Raw genomic sequence first — 21,581 nt, forward strand, 5'->3', positions numbered from 1 at the left:
TTTTCTTAGTCTTGAATTGTCCAAACGCTGACAGATTTTTCAGAAACTGGGAAGTCTCCCCATCCGTCTTCGTCAATGGTTACAGTATCAGAGCAGTTTCCAAGAATGTCATAGAAGGTTTGGCCGGCCCAATCACTACCAATTTCCATAGACTTGCTGTTAGCAGCATCATTAGAGATTGTTACAGCTAATGGAGCGCCATCTTCGTTGCCAGAGCGTGTCCATCCAATACAGTTTGGATCATCAAAGTAGTCTGTTTGCTCTCCGTAAGCTAGGTCTTTACGAGCGTAGAGCAAGGTATCTAGAATCTCTTGGAAATTTTCTTGGGCAAATTCACCTTCAATGCCATAGTAGTCACCATAAAATAGGCAAGGAAGACCGTCTTCACGGAGAAGAATGAGAGCATAAGCAGCTGGTTTAAACCATTCTTCAACCGTAGATTCTAGAGCTTGTCCGCGTTGGGTGTCGTGGTTGTCTACGAAAGTTACAGCATGTTCAGGATGATTTTTAACCAAGGTATGATCGAAAATAGTTGTCAAATCATAATCAGCTCCAGCTAGGCTAGCGTCGTAGATATTATTGTGGAGACGAACGTCTACTAGGTCAAATCGATTTTCTGTCTTTTCAAGATAAGTATTGTTGTCTTCTTCATTGGCATTCCAAAATTCACCAAAAACATAGAAATCTTGACCTTGTTTTTCTTTGACATCGCGAATAAAATTACGCATAAAGAAAGAATCAATGTGCTTGATGGCATCCATTCGGAAACCTTGGACCCCAGTTGTTTCGACGAACCAGTCAGCCCATTCGTAAATATTTTCTATAACCTCAGGATGTTTATAATCTAGGTTGGCATACATAAGGTAGTCAAAGTTACCATTTTCATTGTCAACCAAGTCATTGTGTGCCCAGCCCTTGTTGTCACCTTGGATAAGATAAATACCATTTTTATTTCTTTTGGCATCGAAGTCAGTCCCATTAAAGTGGTACCAGTGCCATTCAAAGTCGTTGTAAGCTTTCTGACGTCCGTCAAAAGTGAAATGAGTCCAACCCTCGATTTCAAACGGTTCGCTGATTTCTTGGGTACGGTCCTCGGGGTCAACTTCTACCACATCAAAGGTTTCAAGTTTATCCGCGGCTGCCTTGTGGTTGAGCACAACATCGGCCATAGGGACGATACCAACATTTTTGAGTTGTTTGATGGCATTAAGGTATTCTTCCTTGAGACCATATTTGGTGCGTATGGTTCCTTTTTGGTCGAATTCCCCAAGGTCAAAGAGGTCATAGACTCCGTAACCAACATCATCTTTGTTAGTAGCTTTGAAAGCAGGTGGCATCCAAACATGGCTGATGCCAAGGTTTGCTAGATGTTGGGCATCATCAGCTAAGTTGTTCCAATGTTGGCCGTCACTTGGGAGATACCATTCAAAGTATTGCATTGCAGTTTGATTTGTCATAGTTTTTTCCTTATTATTTGAGATAGTCTTAGTTTAGATATCAGGAATTTTTAAATTCCTGTGACTTTATTTTACCAAATCAGAAGAATTACGCAATCGATTGCATTGCCGAAAAACAATAACTTCAGATTTGTCTAAAATATCATACTAATTAGAGCCCAACTTTTCACCTTTTTTGTGTTAGAATAAAAATGAGTTTAGTCGTCTTAAGGAGAAGATATGGATAAAATTATTTTAAATGGTTGCCGTTTTTATGGCTATCACGGGGCTTTTGCTGAGGAGCAAACCCTAGGGCAAATTTTTGTGGTTGACCTGGAACTGGAAGTTGATTTGATCAGGGCTTCACAAAGTGACAATCTATCAGATACAGTTCATTATGGTTTGGTTTTTGAAGCAGTTCAGAAACAGGTGGAAGAAGAAAAGTATATTTTGATTGAGCGTTTAGCTGGTGCTATTTGTGAGGACTTGTTTAATCAATTTGCGCCAATCCAATCTATTAAAATTAGAATTACTAAAGAAAACCCACCAATTAATGGGCATTATAGAAGTGTTGGAATTGAGTTGGAGCGTAGCCGATGACAAGAGTTTATTTGAGCTTGGGATCTAATATAGGAAATCGTCAAGGCTATCTTCAAAAAGCGGTTGAGAGCTTGAATCGATTGCCTGAGACGGAAGTTAAAGCAGTGTCCTCTTATTATGAGACGGCTGCTTGGGGATTAACAGACCAGGCTGATTTTTTGAATCTCGCTTTAGCACTTGATACTCAGTTGCCAGCTGAAACCTTACTAAGTTCTTGCCAGCAAATTGAAAAAAATCTTGACCGCGTTCGACATGAACACTGGGGCCCTCGGACTGTGGATATTGATATTCTTTTATATGGGCAGGAAACCTGGGGGACTGAGCACCTTAAAGTGCCTCATCCTTTCATGAATCAAAGGGCCTTTGTTTTGGTTCCTCTGCTAGAAATTGCCGGGGATTTAGTTGAGCCTCAAACTGGTCAAGCCTACGAAAAATATTTGAGTCAATTAGACACTAGTGATGTCCGCAAATTGGAGCAATTGGACTAGTTTTTCCTAAAATTCTCTGTCGTCAAGATGGGGATTTTTTGCTATAATTAATCTTGGCTTTTTGTTGTATTTTTCTTTTAATTTTTTGGGAAAAATACTAACTCATTTTTAGGTTGTGATAGTAATAAGGGGGAATTTTTCACAATACCTACAAAGAAATAAATGTATAGAAAAAGTATGGGAAATAACATGTTAGATGAACTTAAAGAAGACTTAGTGGGGATTGATATTCGTTTCGACGAACCCTTAAAACGTTATACTTACACCAAGGTTGGAGGTCCAGCGGATTATTTGGCCTTTCCACGTAACCGATATGAGCTCTCTCGTATTGTCAAATTTGCAAACAAGCACGACATTCCGTGGATGGTGCTTGGTAATGCCAGTAATTTGATTGTTCGTGACGGTGGTATCCGAGGTTTTGTGATTATGTTTGACAAGCTTAATGGTATCGCTGTTAATGGTTATCAAGTTGAAGCTGAAGCGGGAGCTAACTTGATTGCAACAACCAAGGTAGCACGTTTCCAAAGTTTGACTGGTTTTGAATTTGCAGCAGGGATTCCAGGTAGTGTTGGTGGTGCCGTCTTTATGAATGCTGGTGCCTATGGTGGCGAGATTGCCCATATCTTGGTTTCTGCTCAGGTTCTTACAAAAGACGGTGAAATTCGTACGATTGATGCAAGAGATATGCGTTTTGGTTATCGTCGTTCGGTGCTCCAAGAAACAGGAGAAGTGGTTATTTCAGCAAAATTCAACCTCAAACCAGGAGACTACGAGCAAATCAAGAATGAGATGAACCGTCTTAATCACTTGCGAGAACTTAAACAACCTCTTGAATACCCATCATGTGGTTCGGTCTTCAAACGTCCGCCAGGTCATTTTGCAGGTCAGCTTATTATGGAAGCCAACCTCAAGGGACATCGTATCGGTGGTGTTGAGGTTTCAACTAAGCATGCTGGTTTCATGGTCAACGTCGATCAAGGAACAGCAAAAGACTATGAAGACCTTATTGCAGATGTTATCGCTAAGGTTAAGGAAAATTCGGGTGTTACACTAGAGCCTGAAGTTCGCATCATTGGCGACAAATTAAATTAATAATACTAATCCTATTTTTGTTATCCATGGAGGATTTATGACAATTGACTAATCCGATTATTGCCTTTCAGAACGTCTCGAAAGTATTTGAAGACAGTGGCACACAAGTTTTAAAAGACATCAACTTTGAACTGGAAGAAGGTAAGTTCTATACCCTACTTGGGGCTTCTGGTTCTGGTAAATCAACTATCTTGAACATCATTGCTGGTCTCTTGGATGCGACCAGTGGTGACGTTCTTTTGGATGGAAAGCGTATTAATGATATCCCTATCAATAAAAGGGATGTCCATACCGTTTTCCAATCTTATGCCCTCTTCCCACACATGAATGTCTTTGACAATGTGGCTTTTGCGCTTAAGTTAAAAAAAGTGCCTAAAAAGGAAATTGAAGAGCGTGTAAAAGAAGCCTTGAAAATGGTTCAACTAGATGGTTATCAAAAGCGCTCGATTCAAAAATTATCAGGTGGTCAACGCCAACGTGTGGCCATTGCCCGTGCGATTATCAATCAGCCACGTGTGGTCCTTTTGGATGAGCCCTTGTCAGCACTGGATTTGAAGTTACGTACTGAAATGCAATACGAGTTGCGTGAACTACAGCAACGTCTAGGTATTACTTTTGTCTTCGTCACTCACGACCAGGAAGAAGCATTGGCCATGTCAGACTGGATTTTTGTTATGAACGATGGTGAAATTGTTCAATCAGGAACGCCTGTTGATATCTATGACGAGCCTATCAACCATTTCGTTGCAACCTTTATCGGAGAATCTAATATCCTACCAGGAGTCATGATTGAGGACTATTTGGTTGAGTTCAACGGAAAACGTTTCGAATCTGTGGATGGAGGAATGCGTCCAAACGAACCTGTCGAAGTGGTTATCCGTCCTGAAGATTTACAAATCACGCTTCCTGAAGAAGGTAAACTGCAAGTTCGCGTGGAAACGCAGCTCTTCCGTGGGGTCCACTATGAAATCATCGCCTATGACAATCTTGGCAATGAATGGATGATTCACTCAACCCGTAAGGCGATTGAGGGTGAGATTATCGGTCTTGATTTTACGCCTGAGGATATTCATATCATGCGTCTTAATGAGACAGAAGAAGAATTCGATGCGCGTATTGAAGAATATGTGGAAGTGGAAGAACATGAAGATGGCTTGATTAATGCCATTGAGGAGGAGCGCTATGAAGAAAACAGCTAGCCTCTTCTCGGTACCTTACCTTCTTTGGCTCCTACTCTTCGTAGTTGCTCCAGTGCTTATGCTACTCTATCAGTCTTTCTTTGATATCAGTGGCAACTTTACATTGGATAATTATGGCACCTTCTTTTCCAGTTGGACTTACTTAAGGATGAGTTTTAACTCGGTTCTTTATGCAGCCATCATTACTCTAGTAACCCTCCTCATTTCTTATCCGACGGCATATCTCTTAACCAGATTGAAGCATAAGCAACTTTGGTTGATGTTGGTCATTTTGCCAACCTGGGTCAATCTCCTTCTGAAAGCCTATGCTTTTATGGGGATTTTTGGCCAACAGGGTGGCATCAATGCCTTTCTTGGTTTCTTTGGGATTGCCCCTATGCAAATTCTCTTTACGGATTTCTCTTTCATTTTTGTAGCCAGTTACATTGAAATTCCATTTATGATTCTACCGATTTTTAATGCTCTAGATGATTTGGATGAGAATATTGTCAATGCAAGTAAGGATTTAGGAGCTAATGATTGGCAGACCTTTACCAAGGTTATCTTTCCTTTGTCACTTAATGGGGTACGCTCTGGTGTTCAATCGGTCTTCATTCCTAGTCTCAGTCTCTTTATGCTGACACGCTTGATTGGTGGTAACCGAGTTATCACCCTAGGGACAGCTATCGAACAGCACTTCCTCACGACACAAAACTGGGGAATGGGGGCAACCATTGGTGTTGTTCTTATTGCTGCTATGATTGCGACAATGTGGTTAACAAAGGAGAGACGTCAATGAAAAAATTTGCAAATCTCTATTTAGCTTTTGTCTTTGTTATCCTTTACCTGCCAATCTTTTATTTAATCGCCTATTCTTTCAACAGTGGTGGCGATATGAATAGTTTCACAGGTTTTACTCTGGATAACTACCAGAGCATGTTTTCAGATAGCCGTCTTATGTTAATTCTGGCTCAAACCTTCTTTTTAGCTTTCCTTAGCGCTCTTCTGGCAACGATTATTGGTACCTTTGGGTCTGTCTTTATCTATGAGAGTAAACAGAAGCATCAGACTGGGATTTTATCCCTAAATAACGTGCTCATGGTTGCACCGGATGTTATGATTGGTGCGAGTTTCTTGATTCTCTTTACCTTGATTGGTTTCCAACTTGGCTTTGTATCGGTTTTGTTGAGTCATATTGCCTTCTCAATCCCAATCGTGGTTCTCATGGTTTTGCCACGCCTTAAGGAAATGAATCGAGACATGGTGCATGCAGCTTATGACCTGGGTGCGACCCAATGGCAGATGTTACGTGAGGTTATGTTGCCATACTTGACACCTGGCATTATCGCTGGTTATTTCATGGCCTTTACCTATTCTTTGGATGACTTCGCAGTAACCTTCTTTGTAACGGGTAATGGTTTTTCAACACTTGCTGTGGAAATTTACTCACGTGCTCGCAAAGGTATTTCCCTAGAAATCAATGCTCTATCAACGGTTGTCTTCCTGTTCTCTATTCTTCTAGTCATTGGATATTATATGATTACTCAGGAGAGAAAGGAGGAGCATGATGCGTAAACTCTATCAATTTCTGGCAGGGATTTTAGCAATTATTTTCTTCCTTTGGGGAATTGCTGCCTACATGCAAAGTCGCACCGGAAATGCTTCGGACAAACTTGTTATTTATAACTGGGGTGACTATATTGACCCTGATCTCTTGACCAAGTTCACTAAAGAAACAGGAATCAAGGTCCAGTATGAAACATTTGATTCTAACGAAGCTATGTATACTAAAATTAAGCAAGGTGGTACGACTTACGACATCGCTGTACCTTCAGACTACACCATTGATAAGATGGTTAAGGAAGACCTTTTGGTGAAGTTAGATAAATCTAAAATCAAAGGTTTTGATCAGATTGGCTCAAGTTTTAAAGGGCTTAGTTTTGACCCTCATAATGACTATTCCATCCCTTATTTCTGGGGAACTGTCGGCATTGTTTATAATACAAAATTGGTGAAAAAAGCACCACAGCACTGGGATGATCTTTGGTCACCAGATTACAAAAATCAGATTATGCTAGTTGATGGCGCGCGTGAAGTCCTTGGTTTCTCACTGAATAGCCTGGGATATAGCTTGAATACGAAGAATATGACTGAATTACGTTTGGCTGAAACTAAACTTAATAGTCTAACACCAAATATCAAGGCTATTGTTGGTGACGAGATGAAGGGCTACATGGTTCAAGGTGATGCAGCTATTGGAGTAACCTTCTCAGGGGAAGCTAGTGAGATGCTTGATAAAAATGAGGATCTACGTTATGTGGTTCCATCTGAAGGCTCAAATCTATGGTTTGATAATCTGGTCATTCCTAAAACAGTGAAGCATGAAAAAGAAGCTTATGCTTTTATCAACTTTATGCTTAAACCGGAAAATGCAGCTCAAAATGCTGAATATATCGGCTATGCCACACCTAACGAGGCTGCTAAAGCCTTACTTCCAAAGAGTATTACGGATGATAAAGCTTTTTATCCATCAGAATCAACCATCAAAAACCTCGAAGTCTATAATAACTTAGGTCAAAAATGGCTTGGCATTTATAACGATATTTACCTTCAAGTTAAAATGTATCGTAAATAAAAAGTTTCCTTTTGGACTGTTAGATTTTAAGCTTAGTCACAAAATACGAGAGGCCGAAACGCTAGTGTTTCAGCCTCTTTTCTGATTGTCCAAGTTCTTGAAAACGATATACTATTTTTCTTGAATAATTGTATTACTGTGCTATAATAAAGAAAAGAAATTTTTAATGTTTATTGTGGAGGACTTAACATGCAGGCAGCATTTCTCTTTTTACTGATTTCATTCCTGATTATTTTGGGAATTCTCATCAGTATGCTTTACGTTGTACGTCAACAGTCAGTGGCCATCGTTGAACGTTTTGGACGCTATCAAAAAATCGCAACGAGTGGTATTCACATGCGTTTGCCATTCGGTATTGATAAAATTGCAGCCCGTATTCAACTACGTTTGCTTCAAAGTGAGATTGTGGTTGAAACCAAGACAAAGGACAATGTCTTTGTTATGATGAATGTGGCTACTCAATATCGTGTTAATGAGCAAAATGTTACAGATGCTTACTATAAACTCATGCGTCCAGAGGCTCAAATTAAATCATACATTGAGGACGCCCTTCGTTCATCAGTTCCTAAATTGACGCTTGATGAGCTTTTTGAGAAGAAAGATGAGATCGCCCTTGAGGTTCAACATCAAGTAGCCGAAGAAATGACAACTTATGGTTACATCATTGTTAAGACCTTGATTACCAAGGTTGAGCCAGATGCTGAAGTTAAGCAGTCTATGAACGAAATCAATGCTGCCCAACGTAAGCGTGTCGCAGCCCAAGAATTGGCAGAAGCTGATAAAATCAAGATTGTCACAGCAGCCGAAGCAGAAGCTGAAAAAGATCGTCTTCACGGGGTCGGTATTGCCCAACAACGTAAGGCTATCGTTGATGGATTGGCTGAATCTATTGCAGAACTAAAAGAGGCTAATGTGGGAATGTCTGAAGAGCAGATTATGTCTATTCTTTTGACTAACCAATATCTAGATACCCTTAATACTTTTGCGGCTAAAGGCAATCAAACCTTATTCCTGCCAAATAATCCAAACGGTGTAGATGATATTCGTACCCAAATTTTGTCAGCCTTGAAGGCAGATAATAAAAATTAAGCACAAAAAGAAGCCAGATCTATACAATCTGACTTTTTTTGTTTTATTTTTCTAGGAATTGCGTCAAACGGATAACTTCAATCTTATAGCCATCTGGATCAGTGATGAAGTAGTACATTTTTGGTTTACCAGGAAGACCTGAGAGGTCTGTGACAGTATAGCCAGCCTCTTTGTGAGCTTGGTGTGTAGCTTCTAGGTCATCAACACCAACGGCGATATGACCATATCCATCCCCAAGATCATAAGCTTCATGGTCGTAGTTGTAAGTTAATTCCAACTCATAATCAGGATCATCTTCGAGTTGCAAGTAGACAAGGGTGAACTTATATTCTGGGAAATCGTTACGACGGACTTCCTTAAAACCAAGCGCTTCTTGATAAAATTTTAGTGAAGCTTCTAGGTCTTTGACACGGACACAAGTGTGTAGAAATTTAGTCATGTGAGAGACTCCTTTTATCTAATTCTGTAAGTTTATGATAGCATTTTGGAACCGTTTTTTCTAGTTTTTGCTCTTTTGTGCTATAATGACGAAAAAGAATCTGTGGAGGATGATAATGACGATTTTAGCAATTGATTTTGGAGGGACTCAGGTGAAGTCAGCACTTGTTTCAGAGCAGTTTGCCATTGAAAAGAGTCTGCCGACGCAGTCATCCCCACAAACCTTGGAACAAGCTATTGACGTGATTGATCAGATAGTTACTTCAGTTGAAGTAGACTTATCAGGTATTGCAATTAGTGTTCCTGGGACTGTTGATACTAATGAGGGAGTGATTTATCACGGCGGTTTATTGAGATTCTTCCACGGTTTTCGTATTAAAGAGGTCCTCGAAGCTAAGTACCATCTACCTGTAATGGCACTTAATGATGGTAAAGCAGCGGCCTTGGCAGAGCTAGCCACAGGTCATTTGCAAGGAGTGACCAATGGTGCAGCTCTTGTTTTGGGTTCGGGTCTAGGTGGTGGATTTATTATTAATGGTAAACTTTTTCAAGGAAGTCACTTTCAAGCGGGGGAGTTGACCTTTCTTTTACCAGTTCAAATGGAAAAAGTTGATCCTTTATTGATGCGAGGCATGACTTTGTCGGCTGTTGGTTTGATCACCAAGGTAAATGAAGTGCTGGGTAACTCTGACTTAAAGGATGGTTTAGCAGCATTTGAGGCCATAAATGCAAGAGACGAGACAGTCTATTCGCTTTTTGAAAGCTATTGCCGTAGTCTAGCCATTACCATTTTGAATCTTCAAACCATCTTAGATGTGGAAACCTTTGTCATTGGAGGTGGCATTTCAGCCCAGCCGATTCTTATCGAGGAGGTCAACCGCCAGTTTGATAAGGTTCACCATGAGATTGACTTTATCGGTAAAATTATTAAACGTCCCAAGATTGTTGCTTGTCATCATCATAATGGAGCTAATATAATTGGGGCAGCCTATTTTCTTAAGCAGAAATAAACAGATAGTAAATTCAATTACTTGCAAAAATATACATAAAATACTTAACTTTTTTGAGGCGATCGGCTAATTCCGTTCGTTTTTTACTATTAACACTTTACAATATTCAGAAAATTCGCTATAATGGGACCATTAAAATTTTGGAGGTGTCTTTATGACAATTTATAATTTCTCAGCAGGACCTGCTACATTACCAAAACCAGTGCTTGAAAAAGCCCAAGCTGAATTGCTTAACTACCAAGATTCCGGTATGTCCGTGCTAGAAATGTCCCACCGTTCTCCAGAATTTGACAAAATTGTTAAAGATGCGGAAGCGACACTTCGTGAGCTCATGGCCATTCCTGATAACTATAAGGTTATTTTCTTGCAAGGTGGCGCTTCAACGCAATTTACAATGGTCCCACTTAACCTCGCACAAGGTAAGAAAGCTTACTACCTTGTAGGTGGTTCATGGGGTAAAAAAGCTTATACAGAAGCTGTTAAACTTTCAAAAACTATTCCTTTAGAACCAATTCTTTTGGCTTCTTCAGAAGAAACTGTTTACGATCACATTCCAAGTTTCGACTCAGCAACAATTGATCCAGAAGCTGCCTATGTTCACTTGACAACGAACAATACCATTGAAGGAACAGCTATCTACGATTTGCCTGATACCAATGGTGTACCAATTGTAGCTGATATGTCTTCAAATATTTTGGCTGCTCGCTACAATGTCGAGGACTTTGCCCTTATCTATGCTGGTGCTCAGAAAAATATTGGACCTGCTGGGGTGACAGTAGTTATCGTTCGTGAAGACTTCCTTAACGACCAACCACAATTGTCTGCCATGTTGGATTACCGTATTCAAGCTGAAGCAGGATCACTTTACAATACACCACCATGTTTCAACATCTATATTTCAAAACTCGTCTTTGACTGGGTTAAAAATGAAATCGGTGGCGTGGACAAGATGGCTGAAATTCAACGTGAGAAATCAGGACTTCTCTATGATTACATTGAGTCATCTGATTTCTATACAAATCCTGTCAAAGATGCCAAGGATCGTTCTGTCTGCAACATTCCATTTGTAACACCAAGTAAAGAGTTGGATGCTAAGTTTGTAGCAGAAGCAGATGCTCTTGGTTTCAAGAATATCAAAGGACACCGTTCAGTAGGTGGTATGCGTGCTAGTGTTTATAACGCTTTCCCACGTCAGGGTGTACTTGACTTGATTGACTTTATGAAGAAATTTGAAGCCGAAAATAAATAATTAGGTAAAGAGATGGAAATTAGACAAGCCTTCCCAAATGAAATTGGGGCTATCATGACTGTGATTGAGAGTGCTAGAACTTCCTTAGCAGAAGCGGGGAGTACCCAATGGCAAGGAGCTGATGGTTACCCTACTGAAGAAACTATCTTTGACGATGTCCTTAATGGGCAGGCCTATGTAGGAATTGTTGATGGTCAAATCGTTTCTTATGCTGCGGTGATTGTTGATGGAGACCCTGCTTACGACAAAATCTATGATGGGGACTGGAAACACCACAATAAGCGCTACATTACTTTTCATAGAATTGCCGTTTTAAGTGAATTTACGGGTCAGGGCATTGCTCAAATCTTCATTCAAGGTCTTATTGAGGGAACGGATGCTCATGATTTCCGTTGCGATACGCATGAAAAGAATACTGTCATGCAGCATATTTTGGAGAAACTTGGCTATGTCTATTGTGGCAAGGTTCCTATTGATGGTGAACGTCTTGCTTATCAGAAAATCAAAACTAAGAGAGAGAAAGCCTTTTATCAAGAACTTGATGAAGCAGCTCACCACGGGATACATTGATTTAAGAGGAATAAAATTATGGTATTTAGTGTAAAAACGTATAACAATATTAACCAGATTGGTTTGAAGGAACTTGGAAATCATTTCCAAATTGATGGTGATTTAGCGGAAAATCCGGATGCCTATATCATTCGTAGTCAAAATCTCCATAACACTGTCTTCCCTGACAACTTGAAAGCTATTGCGCGTGCTGGTGCAGGTACTAACAATATCCCAGTTGACGAAGCAACTGAAAAAGGAATTGTTGTCTTCAATACTCCAGGAGCTAATGCTAATGCAGTTAAAGAAGCTGTTTTGGCCTCTATCTTACTCTCAGCACGTGACTATATTGCGGCCAATGCTTGGGTTAACACACTTAGTGGTGATGATGTTCCTAAGCAAATTGAAGCAGGTAAGAAACAGTTTGCTGGTAGCGAGATTGCTGGTAAGACATTGGGTGTTATCGGGCTGGGTGCCATTGGTGCGCGTATTGCTAACGATGCCTACCGTTTGGGAATGAAGGTCTATGGCTACGACCCATATGTTTCTATTGAAGCAGCTTGGAATATTTCTCACCACGTTAAGCGTGTTTCTGATCTCAAAGAAATCTTTGAAAACTGTGATTATATCACTGTTCACGTTCCATTGACACCTGATACGAAAGGTACTTTCAATGCAGATGCCTTTAGCCTCATGCAAAAAGGAACAACAATCATCAACTTTGCCCGTGCAGAATTAGTAGAGAATGATGCGCTCTTTGATGCTTTGGAAACAGGTGTAGTAAAACGTTACATCACTGACTTTGGGACAGAAGAGCTGCTTAATAAGCCTAATGTGACAGTCTTTCCACACGTTGGTGGTTCAACGGGTGAAGCAGAGCTTAACTGTGCTATTATGGCTGGTCAAACTATCCGTCGCTTCATGGAAACAGGTGAAATTGTCAATTCTGTTAACTTCCCACGTGTACAACAGGTTTTGAGTGCTCCATATCGTATCACTTTGATTAATAAAAACGTGCCTAACATTGTGGCCCGTATTTCAACAGCGGTCTCTGATTTTAATATCAATATTGATAATATCATTAACCGTTCAAAGGGAGAGTATGCTTATACCCTTCTTGACCTTGATGAGACAGACAAGTCTAAGATTGATGAATTGGTCGCTAAGTTTGAGGCAAGCGATAACATCGTACGAGTACGTTTGATTAAAGGTAAATAATTCAGGAATAAGCTGACAGGAACAAGGTTTTCCTGTCTTTTTTTGTTATAATGAACTTATGTATTATCGTCAGTATTATGTATCCCCTATTGGTCGCCTGTCCTTGGTAGCTGGTGAGGAAGTCCTCTATGGCATATGGTTAAAAGGACAAAATTATTTTCAGGCTGGTTTTAAGGAAGAGGAGTTATCGGACACCTCAAATCCTATTTTAGAAGTGACCAAGAATTGGTTAGAGGCTTATTTTAAAGGTGAGAATCCAAGTCCAGATGCCCTCCCTCTAGCTGATAGAGGGACAGCCTTTCAGCTAAAGGTTTGGTCAGCTTTACGGGACATTCCTGTGGGGGAGAGCAGAACCTATAGTCAGATTGGTAAAGTGATTTTATGTCAATCGGCACAGGCTGTAGGAACTGCTGTTGGTAAGAATCCTTGGTTGATTCTCGTCCCCTGCCATCGGGTTCTTCCTAGTAGTGGTCATATAGGAAAATATGCAGCAGGAGAAGACGCCAAGCATTTCTTACTTCATTTAGAAGGTTTTAGGTTTGACAAGCCTTAGATAGATAGCTTATGCTAGAGAAAAGGAGAAAAACATGTATACTTTTTATGAATATCCAAAATGCAGCACTTGTCGTAAGGCAAAGGCAGAACTCAATCAATTAGGTTTAGATGTTGAATCTATTAATATTAAGGAAAACCCACCTTCGGCTCAGTTTTTAAAAGGGCTTTTGGCAGGGTCAGATTTAGAACTTAAGAAATTCTTTAATACAAGTGGACAATCCTACCGCTCTCTAGGTTTAAAGGATAAGCTACCAACACTCTCTCTTGATGAAGCTGTTGAACTCTTGGCCTCAGATGGGATGCTGATAAAACGTCCTATCTTGATTAAGGATGGTAAGGTTTTACAGGTTGGTTACCGTACGCCTTACCAAGACTTAAATTTATAAAAAATAAGCAAAAAATCTTGCCACAGTAAATAGAAGTATGGTAAGATTAAAACAGTTGCCGCTATAGTTAAATGGTATAATAGAGCAATGGTAATGCTCCGTTCCGAGTTCAATTCTCGGTGGTGGCATCTGTGAATGAATCCAGCCTCAGGGTTGGATTTTTTTATATTCAAAGAGGTTGATTTATACCTCTCAATTTTTCAAAAGTATTTACTGAAAACTCTTGAAATTCAAAAAAAAAGGAGTAGACTAATAGGTGATTAAACCTAGGAGGCAACTCGTGAAATACTACGTTCAATTCATGTTGATTTGTTTGTTTGCCGTGATTGGCGAAGCGCTTTCAACCTTTTTTAAATTACCTGTACCTGGAAGTATCATTGGCTTATTCTTACTTCTGATTGCTCTACAGCTTAAGTGGATTCGTCTACGTCATATTCATGCAGTAGCAGAGTTTTTAATTGCCAATATGACTATTCTATTTTTGCCAGCAGGTGTCGGTATTATGGAACGATGGAATGCTATTTCAGCGAATATTGTCCCTATTATTTTGATTATTATGGGAGCCTTGGTTCTTAATATTGTAGTGATTGCAGTAGTTGTCGTCTTTATCAAAAAACACTTTGAAGGCGATTATGAGGAGGTTAATCGTGGCTAATTTTTTTAACACACCTTTGTTTGGGTTAACACTTTCTGTACTAGCTTACACAATAGGACTCTTGATTTATCGCCGTTTTCCTAATCCTTTGACAACGCCTCTTCTTGTATCGACTGCCTTGATTATCGTCATTTTGCACTATACAGGTATTTCCTACAAGGATTACTATGTAGGTGGCTCTTATCTTAACAGTTTGATTATTCCTTCAACCGTAGCGCTAGCAGTTCCTTTTTATAAAAATCTACACCTCATGCGTCATCACTATAAGAGTATCTTGATTGGATCAACAGTTGCCTGTGTTCTTAACACTACTTATACCGCCTTGATTGCTAAGCTTTTTGGGATGGATTATTTCTTAGCCATCTCTCTCTTTCCTAAGTCTGTAACGACTGCCATGGCTGTAGGGATTTCGGAAAAAATGCAGGGGATTACGACAGTAACTTTGGTTGTAGTAGTTATTACGGGAATTTTAACCTCTGTTTTGGGTCCTGTCTTTTTAAAAATGATTGGCATTAAAGATCCGGTCGCTATTGGTCTTTCCCTAGGAGGAACTGGGCATGCCGTTGGTACTGGAACTGCCTTCAGATATGGTCAGGTTGCAGGTGCCATGGGTGGTCTATCAATCGCTGTAACAGGGATTTTATATGTCTTTATTAGTCCTATTGTGGCTAGTTTAATTCTGAGATAAAAAATTAAGGTTTGGATAGGTTTTCCAAGCCTTTTTAGCTATGAAAAACAAGCAAAATCTGACCTTTTATGCTATAATTAAGATTATGAATTACGGAGATTATATCTGGGATTTAGGTGGTACCTTGTTGGATAATTACCAGGTATCAACCCAAGCCTTTCTAGCAACTTTAGAACAATTTGAGCGTACAGCAGAATTTCAAGCAGTCTATGATGCCCTTAAGGTGTCAACCAGTACTGCCATTGCCATGTTTGCGCCTGATATAACTGATTTTCGAACCCTCTATAAGCAAGAGGAAGCCAAACATTTACAAGAACCTGTGCTTTTTGAAGGTGCTAAGGATGTCCTTGCTAAGATTGTGGCTGAGGGTGGGCGTAATTTTTTGGTTAGCCACCGCAATCACTTGGTGCTAGAAATCCTTGATAAAGCAGAAATTACCTCTTATTTTACAGAGGTTGTAACTTCTGAAAATGGCTTTGCTAGAAAGCCGAGTCCAGATAGTTTCCTTTATTTAATTAACAAATACGATATTAAACACGGCTTGGTCATTGGTGACCGCCAGATAGATATAGAGGCAGGAAAAGCAGCGGGTTTGGATACCTTGCTTATTGATGGCCATAAATCATTATTGGAGATTGTGACATAGATGACTGATGAATTAAAAAATCTTGAAGAAAAAGCGCAAGAATATGATGCCAGCCAGATTCAGGTCTTAGAGGGACTTGAAGCGGTACGTATGCGCCCAGGAATGTATATTGGATCCACCTCAAAAGAAGGATTGCATCACTTGGTATGGGAGATTGTCGATAACTCAATCGATGAGGCCTTAGCAGGCTTCGCCACGCATATCAAAGTTTTTATTGAACCGGATAATTCTATCACGGTTGTTGACGATGGTCGTGGTATCCCAGTCGATATTCAAGAAAAAACAGGCCGTCCTGCTGTTGAGACAGTCTTTACAGTTCTTCATGCTGGTGGTAAATTCGGCGGAGGTGGTTATAAGGTCTCTGGTGGTTTGCACGGGGTTGGTTCTTCGGTCGTTAATGCCCTCTCAACACAACTTGATGTTAAGGTTTATAAAAATGGCCATATCCACTTCCAAGAGTATAAACGTGGGGTCGTGGTAGCAGATTTAGCAGTAATTGGTGAAACAGAGAAACATGGTACGACTGTTCACTTCACGCCAGACCCAGAGATTTTCCAAGAAACAACCGAGTTTGACTTTGGAAAATTGGCTAAACGTATCCAAGAGCTAGCCTTTCTGAACAAGGGTCTACGTATCTCTATTACAGATAAGCGTGAAGGTCTTGAACAAGAGAAACATTATCACTACGAAGGTGGTATCACGTCTTATGTGAAATACATCAATGAAAACAAGGATGTTATCTTTGATGAACCCATCTACACTGATGGTGAGATGGATGGCATTTCAGTCGAAGTTGCTATGCAGTATACGACCGGCTACCATGAAACGGTGATGAGTTTTGCCAATAATATCCACACTCATGAAGGTGGTACTCATGAACAAGGTTTCCGCACGGCTCTTACTCGTGTTATCAATGATTATGCACGTCAGAATAAGATTCTCAAAGAAAAAGATGATAATCTGACTGGTGATGATGTTCGTGAAGGTTTGACTGCTATCATCTCTGTCAAGCATCCAAACCCACAGTTTGAAGGGCAAACCAAGACCAAACTTGGAAACTCAGAAGTGGTTAAGATTACCAATCGTCTCTTCAGTGAAGCCCTAAGTCGCTTCCTCTTGGAAAATCCTGCTATTGCTAAAAAGATTGTTGAAAAAGGAATTCTGGCTTCTAAGGCCCGTATCGCCGCTAAGCGTGCTCGTGAAGTGACACGTAAGAAGTCAGGTCTTGAAATTTCAAACCTTCCAGGGAAGTTAGCAGATTGTTCGTCAAACAATGCCGAAATGAATGAGCTCTTCATTGTCGAAGGGGACTCAGCCGGTGGTTCTGCTAAATCAGGTCGTAACCGTGAATTCCAAGCCATTCTGCCAATTCGTGGTAAAATTTTGAACGTTGAAAAGGCTAGCATGGATAAGATTCTAGCCAATGAAGAAATTCGTTCTCTCTTCACCGCAATGGGAACAGGTTTTGGAGCTGAATTTGATGTCAGCAAGGCACGTTACCACAAGTTGGTCATCATGACCGATGCCGATGTCGATGGGGCTCACATCCGTACCTTGCTTCTGACTTTGATTTACCGCTTTATGCGTCCAGTCCTGGAAGCAGGCTATGTCTACATTGCTCAACCACCAATTTATGGGGTTAAGGTTGGTTCTGAGATTAAAGAATACATCCAACCTGGTGTAGATCAAGAAGACAAATTACGTGCTGCTCTTGAAAATTATAGTGTGGGACGTTCAAAACCTACGGTACAACGTTATAAAGGTTTGGGTGAGATGGATGACCACCAACTTTGGGAAACAACCATGGACCCTGAAAATCGTTTGATGGCACGTGTTTCTGTGGATGATGCTGCAGAGGCTGATAAGATTTTCGATATGCTGATGGGAGACAAGGTTGAACCTCGCCGCGAATTTATCGAAGAAAATGCCGTTTACAGTACTCTAGATATCTAATATTCTTTTAGAAAAAGGTGCAATGCTAGGATAACTATGATATAATCGTAATGTTATTCTACATTTATGAACATAATAGACGATTAAGGAGAAACTATGTCTAGCGGAATTGTTTTACTGATTGTAGTGGCAGTTATACTTGTAATTGTCGCTTACTTAGTCGGTATTCTTATTAGAAAACGAAATGATTCGCGGATTGCACAGCTTGAAGAACGCAAGCAAAAATTGTTTGACTTGCCAATTAACGAAGAAATTGAAGAAGTTAAAAAGCTTCACTTGATTGGACAAAGTCAAACAACTTTCCGTGAATGGAATCAGAAATGGATAGACATTTCGACAAATTCATTTGCAGATATTGAAAATCATATTTTCGAAGCTGAAAACATGAATGATACCTTCCATTTCTTTAAAGCTAGTGGTGAGATCAATAATATTGAGAGTCAGTTAGATCTTGTGGAAGAAGACATTAAGTCTATTCGTGAGGCGCTCTCAACCTTGAAAGAACAAGAAGAAAAGAATAGTGCTCGTGTTAAACACGCACTTGACTTGTACGAAGAGTTGCAAAATTCTATTGAAGAAAACTCTGATAATTTTGGCTCTACTATGGGTGAAATCAATAAACAGCTTAAAAACATTGAATCTGAGTTTGCTGAATTTGTGACTCTTAATTCATCAGGTGACCCTGTTGAGGCATCAAGCATTTTGGACCGTGCAGAGGAGCACACCATTGCTTTGGGTCAAATTTCAGAAAAGATTCCAGCCATTGTAGCTAAGTTGGAAGATGATTTTCCAGATCAGTTGGATGATTTGGAATCTGGCTACCGCAAGTTGATTGAGCAAAATTACCACTTCCCTGAGAAAAATATCGAGCGTCGCTTCCAGGAAATTCGTGAAGCTATCCGTTCAAACTCAAGTGAGTTGGTTTCTCTTGATCTGGATCGTGCGGAAGAAGAAAACGCTGATATTCAAGAAAAGATTGACAACTTGTATAGCATTTTCGAACGTGAAATTGCATCATACAAGGCTGTTATACGTCAAAAGAAAATTTTGCCAGATTATCTCAAGCATGCTAAAGAAAACAACAAGAAACTTCAAGAAGAGCTTGAGCGTCTCATGTTGACTTACATTTTCGACGAAACTTATGCAGCAGATGTACGTAGCTTTGTTTCAGATATTTCGAGTGTTGAAACAGCAGTTCTTCCAACCCTTGAAAACTTTGATAACCAGGTGAAACCTTTCTCAGAACTTGAAAAAATCTTCGAAAAGAGTCTCAATACCTTGTCTGCTGTTGAAAATGGACAGGTTGAGGTTTTTGAAAATCTTCGAGCTATCGCGAAAAATGAAGCTAAGGCGCGTGACGAGCTTGATGTTTATGTTAATAAATTGCATGTTATCAAGCGTTATATGGAAAAACGTAATCTTCCAGGTATTCCTGAATCCTTCTTGAGTGTATTCTTCTCAACAAGTGCACAAATTGAAGCTCTAATGGATGAGCTCAGCCGTGGATGTATTAATATTGATGCAGTAATGCGTTTGACTGAAACGTCAAAAAATGCTATTGAACATTTGGAAGAGACTGCTTATTTGGTTGTTCAAAATGCAACCTTGACTGAACAACTCTTGCAGTACTCGAACCGTTACCGCTCTTTCGAACCTGCTGTTCAAAGTAGCTTTGAGCATGCGCTTAAGTTGTTCGAAGTCGACCATGACTATGATGCATCTTTGGAAGAAATCTCTTACGCCTTGGAAACAGTAGAACCAGGTGTAACAGATCGTTTTGTATCGTCTTACGAAAAAACACGCGAACAAATTCGTATGTAGAAGAGAGATTCTGGGCCTCGGTCCAGGATTTTTTTGAAGAAACTTATCTCTTTTTAGGTTAATGATAAGCCTAATAAAAAGTTATATAGGTATTAAAGAATAGAGGTAATTATGTCAGAAGTAAAAGGCTTATTAGTTATGGATGTAGACTCAACTCTGGTCCAAGAAGAAGTAATTGATTTATTGGGGGAAGAGGCTGGTGTTGGTCGAGAGGTCGCTGAAATCACAGAGCGGGCCATGCGTGGAGAATTAGATTTCAGACAGGCTCTGAATGAGCGTGTGGCAACCCTTAAGGGATTACCTGACAGCATATTTGAGAAGGTCTATGCCCGCATTCATTTCAACAAGGGAGCCAAGGAACTTGTGGATGAACTCCACTCACGTGGCTTCAAGGTAGGTTTAGTTTCTGGTGGTTTCCATGAGACAGTTGATAGACTGGCAAAAGAGGCAGGTATTGATTATGTGAAGGCTAATCACCTTGAGGTGGTCGATGGTCTCTTAACTGGTAAGGTTTATGGTGAGATTGTTACCAAAGATGTCAAGGTAGCCAAACTTAAAGATTGGGCAGCAGAAAATGGTCTTAAACTCTCTCAAACCATTGCTATGGGTGATGGAGCCAATGATTTGCCTATGATTAAGACAGCCGGCATAGGCATCGCCTTTTGTGCCAAACCAATTGTCCGTGAACAAGCTCCTTATCAAATCACAGAACCAAATTTATATAAGGTGATTCAGATTTTGGATGAGGTTAAGACAAAGTAGATATAAAAAGAGTCCGTTGGACCATTCCAATGGACTTTTTGTACGTCAAAAAAGTACCGAATCGGTGCCACTTTTTTCAAGTTGTATACGGACTAAGCCCTATTTTAACTCGCTGTATTGTTTCGAATGGTTTCAAAACTTTTGTTATCACGATTTTCGGTTGACATCTCTTAGAACTCATCTTATCACAGAAGAGTCTAGTATTGAATTGGGAGAAGGGACATGTTATACGAATATCCAGCTATTTTTTACATGATTGAGGAAGCTTACAGGATTAGTTTTCCCATTTTTGGTCGGATTATTCAGGTAGCTTCTTTGTTTGATGTTATGATGAAATCGTCAGTTTTTTTGGCTCATATTATTACTAATTATGGAGACAAGGACTTACCTGTGCCGACGGCGATAAGCAGTATTCCTAATGAGGAAGAGCTTGTGGTTTTCATTTTACCCCCTACAGGAATTATAGAGCCATTAATTAATGAACTACTTCTAATATTCTTTTTGGAGGGAGTGTTCTATTTTTGTTTTTACATTTGGCATCTCAAAGCTATACTAGTATTTAGAATAGCTTTGAGATGCTTTTTATGTCACTTTCAGTTCGTGTTTCGCTCCGGAGGTGCGAAAAATAAATAAACCACCACTCACTATATGTGATTACATACCAAAAAGGGTGGTTATGATTTTCTGGATAATACTCACATAAAAAATAAATAGCTATACATTGACTTGATCTAATATTGGCTATCATTTTTTATGTTCCAATAATATTTAAAAATAATTGACACAAATAAATTATTGCAATACAATAATTTTAGAAAATAAATTATTGTATCACAATAATGGAGGTGCTTTATATGAACAGATTTTTAAAAATAATCGGTTATGGTCTATTCCTTGCACAATATGTTATTTGGTTGCTTGTTTTTCTATTATTAATAGGAGTAGTGGGAATTTTCTTTGGAGGACAGACGAGACACGGAAGTTTTATATTTGATTATGGAAATTTTATAATCAATATTCCAATTATTTTTCCTTTGTTGGTTCTTTTTATGACAATAGCTATGTGCTTTATTGTTATTAAATTGTTAAAAATTTGGAGTATTCTGATGATAGATTTTAGTGATGGTAAATAC

General features: G+C 39.6%; 23 protein-coding genes, 1 tRNA gene and 1 pseudogene. 23 read left to right on the forward strand and 2 right to left on the reverse strand.

Going from position 1 to position 21,581, the window contains the following annotated elements; translation table 11 throughout:
• Nucleotides 1-5 precede the first annotated feature (5 nt).
• A complete protein-coding gene (locus RDY04_RS04555; protein WP_303951408.1) occupies nucleotides 6-1,457 on the reverse strand; it encodes an alpha-amylase in 1,452 nt (483 codons plus the stop codon).
• A gap of 219 nt (nucleotides 1,458-1,676) precedes the next feature.
• Between RDY04_RS04555 and folB the strand changes: the two genes are divergently transcribed.
• The 8 genes from folB to RDY04_RS04595 all read left to right on the forward strand — a co-directional run bounded on the left by folB (nucleotide 1,677) and on the right by RDY04_RS04595 (nucleotide 8,518).
• Nucleotides 1,677-2,036: a dihydroneopterin aldolase gene (gene folB, locus RDY04_RS04560; RefSeq protein WP_303951410.1), complete on the forward strand. Its 360-nt coding sequence runs from the start codon at nucleotides 1,677-1,679 to the stop codon at nucleotides 2,034-2,036.
• Complete coding sequence (gene folK / locus RDY04_RS04565) at nucleotides 2,033-2,524, forward strand: 2-amino-4-hydroxy-6-hydroxymethyldihydropteridine diphosphokinase (RefSeq protein WP_303951412.1); 492 nt, start codon at nucleotides 2,033-2,035, stop codon at nucleotides 2,522-2,524. Before folB ends, folK begins: the two co-directional genes overlap by 4 nt.
• A gap of 189 nt (nucleotides 2,525-2,713) precedes the next feature.
• Nucleotides 2,714-3,616 carry a UDP-N-acetylmuramate dehydrogenase gene (murB, locus tag RDY04_RS04570; RefSeq protein WP_303951450.1) on the forward strand — a complete coding sequence of 301 codons (903 nt, stop codon included), beginning with the start codon at nucleotides 2,714-2,716 and terminating at the stop codon, nucleotides 3,614-3,616.
• Nucleotides 3,617-3,660: 44 nt separating this feature from the next.
• Nucleotides 3,661-4,815 carry an ABC transporter ATP-binding protein gene (locus RDY04_RS04575; RefSeq protein ID WP_003094460.1) on the forward strand — a complete coding sequence of 385 codons (1,155 nt, stop codon included), beginning with the start codon at nucleotides 3,661-3,663 and terminating at the stop codon, nucleotides 4,813-4,815.
• Nucleotides 4,799-5,593, forward strand: a complete 795-nt coding sequence (locus RDY04_RS04580) for an ABC transporter permease (protein ID WP_048673786.1) — start codon at nucleotides 4,799-4,801, stop codon at nucleotides 5,591-5,593. The genes RDY04_RS04575 and RDY04_RS04580 overlap by 17 nt, the downstream gene beginning before the upstream one ends.
• A complete protein-coding gene (locus tag RDY04_RS04585; RefSeq protein ID WP_303951416.1) occupies nucleotides 5,590-6,369 on the forward strand; it encodes an ABC transporter permease in 780 nt (259 codons plus the stop codon). Before RDY04_RS04580 ends, RDY04_RS04585 begins: the two co-directional genes overlap by 4 nt.
• On the forward strand, nucleotides 6,362-7,429 hold the full coding sequence (locus tag RDY04_RS04590) for a PotD/PotF family extracellular solute-binding protein (protein ID WP_303951453.1): 1,068 nt from the start codon (nucleotides 6,362-6,364) through the stop codon (nucleotides 7,427-7,429). Before RDY04_RS04585 ends, RDY04_RS04590 begins: the two co-directional genes overlap by 8 nt.
• Before the next feature lie 189 nt (nucleotides 7,430-7,618).
• Entirely contained in the window at nucleotides 7,619-8,518 is a 900-nt protein-coding gene (locus RDY04_RS04595) for an SPFH domain-containing protein (RefSeq protein ID WP_002891518.1), read from the forward strand.
• Between the two features lie 43 nt (nucleotides 8,519-8,561).
• Here the strand turns inward: RDY04_RS04595 and RDY04_RS04600 are convergent, their stop codons facing one another.
• Nucleotides 8,562-8,957: a VOC family protein gene (locus RDY04_RS04600; RefSeq protein ID WP_303951419.1), complete on the reverse strand. Its 396-nt coding sequence runs from the start codon at nucleotides 8,955-8,957 to the stop codon at nucleotides 8,562-8,564.
• 115 nt (nucleotides 8,958-9,072) lie between these two features.
• On the opposite strand from RDY04_RS04600, the gene RDY04_RS04605 reads away from it, so the two are divergent.
• From RDY04_RS04605 to RDY04_RS04675, 15 genes and pseudogenes are all read left to right on the forward strand, one after another.
• On the forward strand, nucleotides 9,073-9,966 hold the full coding sequence (locus tag RDY04_RS04605) for an ROK family protein (protein WP_303951421.1): 894 nt from the start codon (nucleotides 9,073-9,075) through the stop codon (nucleotides 9,964-9,966).
• Nucleotides 9,967-10,120: 154 nt separating this feature from the next.
• Nucleotides 10,121-11,215 carry a 3-phosphoserine/phosphohydroxythreonine transaminase gene (serC, locus tag RDY04_RS04610; protein WP_303951423.1) on the forward strand — a complete coding sequence of 365 codons (1,095 nt, stop codon included), beginning with the start codon at nucleotides 10,121-10,123 and terminating at the stop codon, nucleotides 11,213-11,215.
• A gap of 12 nt (nucleotides 11,216-11,227) precedes the next feature.
• Nucleotides 11,228-11,785: a GNAT family N-acetyltransferase gene (locus RDY04_RS04615; RefSeq protein ID WP_303951425.1), complete on the forward strand. Its 558-nt coding sequence runs from the start codon at nucleotides 11,228-11,230 to the stop codon at nucleotides 11,783-11,785.
• 18 nt (nucleotides 11,786-11,803) lie between these two features.
• On the forward strand, nucleotides 11,804-12,982 hold the full coding sequence (locus tag RDY04_RS04620) for a 3-phosphoglycerate dehydrogenase family protein (protein ID WP_295496079.1): 1,179 nt from the start codon (nucleotides 11,804-11,806) through the stop codon (nucleotides 12,980-12,982).
• Between the two features lie 58 nt (nucleotides 12,983-13,040).
• Nucleotides 13,041-13,535, forward strand: coding sequence for a methylated-DNA--[protein]-cysteine S-methyltransferase (locus tag RDY04_RS04625; protein WP_303951429.1), 495 nt, complete (start codon nucleotides 13,041-13,043; stop codon nucleotides 13,533-13,535).
• Nucleotides 13,536-13,569: 34 nt separating this feature from the next.
• Nucleotides 13,570-13,923 (forward strand): arsenate reductase family protein, encoded by a 354-nt coding sequence (locus RDY04_RS04630; RefSeq protein ID WP_303951431.1) that lies wholly within the window; start codon nucleotides 13,570-13,572, stop codon nucleotides 13,921-13,923.
• A gap of 57 nt (nucleotides 13,924-13,980) precedes the next feature.
• A tRNA-Thr gene (locus RDY04_RS04635) sits at nucleotides 13,981-14,051 on the forward strand.
• A 152-nt stretch (nucleotides 14,052-14,203) separates the two neighbouring features.
• Nucleotides 14,204-14,578 carry a CidA/LrgA family protein gene (locus RDY04_RS04640; RefSeq protein WP_126429889.1) on the forward strand — a complete coding sequence of 125 codons (375 nt, stop codon included), beginning with the start codon at nucleotides 14,204-14,206 and terminating at the stop codon, nucleotides 14,576-14,578.
• Entirely contained in the window at nucleotides 14,556-15,266 is a 711-nt protein-coding gene (locus RDY04_RS04645) for an LrgB family protein (protein ID WP_220428504.1), read from the forward strand. The genes RDY04_RS04640 and RDY04_RS04645 overlap by 23 nt, the downstream gene beginning before the upstream one ends.
• Before the next feature lie 85 nt (nucleotides 15,267-15,351).
• A complete protein-coding gene (locus RDY04_RS04650) occupies nucleotides 15,352-15,912 on the forward strand; it encodes an HAD-IA family hydrolase (protein ID WP_303951434.1) in 561 nt (186 codons plus the stop codon).
• Complete coding sequence (gene gyrB, locus RDY04_RS04655) at nucleotides 15,913-17,865, forward strand: DNA topoisomerase (ATP-hydrolyzing) subunit B (RefSeq protein WP_303951435.1); 1,953 nt, start codon at nucleotides 15,913-15,915, stop codon at nucleotides 17,863-17,865.
• 96 nt (nucleotides 17,866-17,961) lie between these two features.
• Nucleotides 17,962-19,686, forward strand: a complete 1,725-nt coding sequence (ezrA, locus tag RDY04_RS04660) for a septation ring formation regulator EzrA (RefSeq protein ID WP_303951439.1) — start codon at nucleotides 17,962-17,964, stop codon at nucleotides 19,684-19,686.
• A 111-nt stretch (nucleotides 19,687-19,797) separates the two neighbouring features.
• Complete coding sequence (gene serB, locus RDY04_RS04665) at nucleotides 19,798-20,448, forward strand: phosphoserine phosphatase SerB (protein ID WP_303951441.1); 651 nt, start codon at nucleotides 19,798-19,800, stop codon at nucleotides 20,446-20,448.
• Between the two features lie 222 nt (nucleotides 20,449-20,670).
• Entirely contained in the window at nucleotides 20,671-21,081 is a 411-nt protein-coding gene (locus tag RDY04_RS04670; RefSeq protein ID WP_303951444.1) for a hypothetical protein, read from the forward strand.
• Between the two features lie 221 nt (nucleotides 21,082-21,302).
• Nucleotides 21,303-21,581, forward strand: a pseudogene (locus RDY04_RS04675) (DUF2975 domain-containing protein); the annotation flags it as partial.

The organism is uncultured Streptococcus sp. (assembly GCF_902463925.1).
In the GTDB taxonomy this organism is placed as follows: domain Bacteria; phylum Bacillota; class Bacilli; order Lactobacillales; family Streptococcaceae; genus Streptococcus.

What these genes read in the sequence shown, in the direction of transcription:
- RDY04_RS04590 (WP_303951453.1), top strand. Translation starts at nt 6,362, where the DNA reads ATGCGTAAACTCTATCAATTTCTGGCAGGGATTTTAGCAATTATTTTC.
- RDY04_RS04585 (WP_303951416.1), top strand. Translation starts at nt 5,590, where the DNA reads ATGAAAAAATTTGCAAATCTCTATTTAGCTTTTGTCTTTGTTATCCTT.
- gyrB (WP_303951435.1), top strand. Translation starts at nt 15,913, where the DNA reads ATGACTGATGAATTAAAAAATCTTGAAGAAAAAGCGCAAGAATATGAT.
- RDY04_RS04595 (WP_002891518.1), top strand. Translation starts at nt 7,619, where the DNA reads ATGCAGGCAGCATTTCTCTTTTTACTGATTTCATTCCTGATTATTTTG.
- RDY04_RS04605 (WP_303951421.1), top strand. Translation starts at nt 9,073, where the DNA reads ATGACGATTTTAGCAATTGATTTTGGAGGGACTCAGGTGAAGTCAGCA.
- RDY04_RS04580 (WP_048673786.1), top strand. Translation starts at nt 4,799, where the DNA reads ATGAAGAAAACAGCTAGCCTCTTCTCGGTACCTTACCTTCTTTGGCTC.
- RDY04_RS04620 (WP_295496079.1), top strand. Translation starts at nt 11,804, where the DNA reads ATGGTATTTAGTGTAAAAACGTATAACAATATTAACCAGATTGGTTTG.
- RDY04_RS04670 (WP_303951444.1), top strand. Translation starts at nt 20,671, where the DNA reads ATGTTATACGAATATCCAGCTATTTTTTACATGATTGAGGAAGCTTAC.
- RDY04_RS04625 (WP_303951429.1), top strand. Translation starts at nt 13,041, where the DNA reads ATGTATTATCGTCAGTATTATGTATCCCCTATTGGTCGCCTGTCCTTG.
- RDY04_RS04555 (WP_303951408.1), bottom strand. Translation starts at nt 1,457, where the DNA reads ATGACAAATCAAACTGCAATGCAATACTTTGAATGGTATCTCCCAAGT.
- RDY04_RS04630 (WP_303951431.1), top strand. Translation starts at nt 13,570, where the DNA reads ATGTATACTTTTTATGAATATCCAAAATGCAGCACTTGTCGTAAGGCA.
- folB (WP_303951410.1), top strand. Translation starts at nt 1,677, where the DNA reads ATGGATAAAATTATTTTAAATGGTTGCCGTTTTTATGGCTATCACGGG.
- murB (WP_303951450.1), top strand. Translation starts at nt 2,714, where the DNA reads ATGTTAGATGAACTTAAAGAAGACTTAGTGGGGATTGATATTCGTTTC.
- ezrA (WP_303951439.1), top strand. Translation starts at nt 17,962, where the DNA reads ATGTCTAGCGGAATTGTTTTACTGATTGTAGTGGCAGTTATACTTGTA.
- RDY04_RS04600 (WP_303951419.1), bottom strand. Translation starts at nt 8,957, where the DNA reads ATGACTAAATTTCTACACACTTGTGTCCGTGTCAAAGACCTAGAAGCT.
- RDY04_RS04615 (WP_303951425.1), top strand. Translation starts at nt 11,228, where the DNA reads ATGGAAATTAGACAAGCCTTCCCAAATGAAATTGGGGCTATCATGACT.
- folK (WP_303951412.1), top strand. Translation starts at nt 2,033, where the DNA reads ATGACAAGAGTTTATTTGAGCTTGGGATCTAATATAGGAAATCGTCAA.
- serB (WP_303951441.1), top strand. Translation starts at nt 19,798, where the DNA reads ATGTCAGAAGTAAAAGGCTTATTAGTTATGGATGTAGACTCAACTCTG.
- RDY04_RS04645 (WP_220428504.1), top strand. Translation starts at nt 14,556, where the DNA reads ATGAGGAGGTTAATCGTGGCTAATTTTTTTAACACACCTTTGTTTGGG.
- serC (WP_303951423.1), top strand. Translation starts at nt 10,121, where the DNA reads ATGACAATTTATAATTTCTCAGCAGGACCTGCTACATTACCAAAACCA.
- RDY04_RS04650 (WP_303951434.1), top strand. Translation starts at nt 15,352, where the DNA reads ATGAATTACGGAGATTATATCTGGGATTTAGGTGGTACCTTGTTGGAT.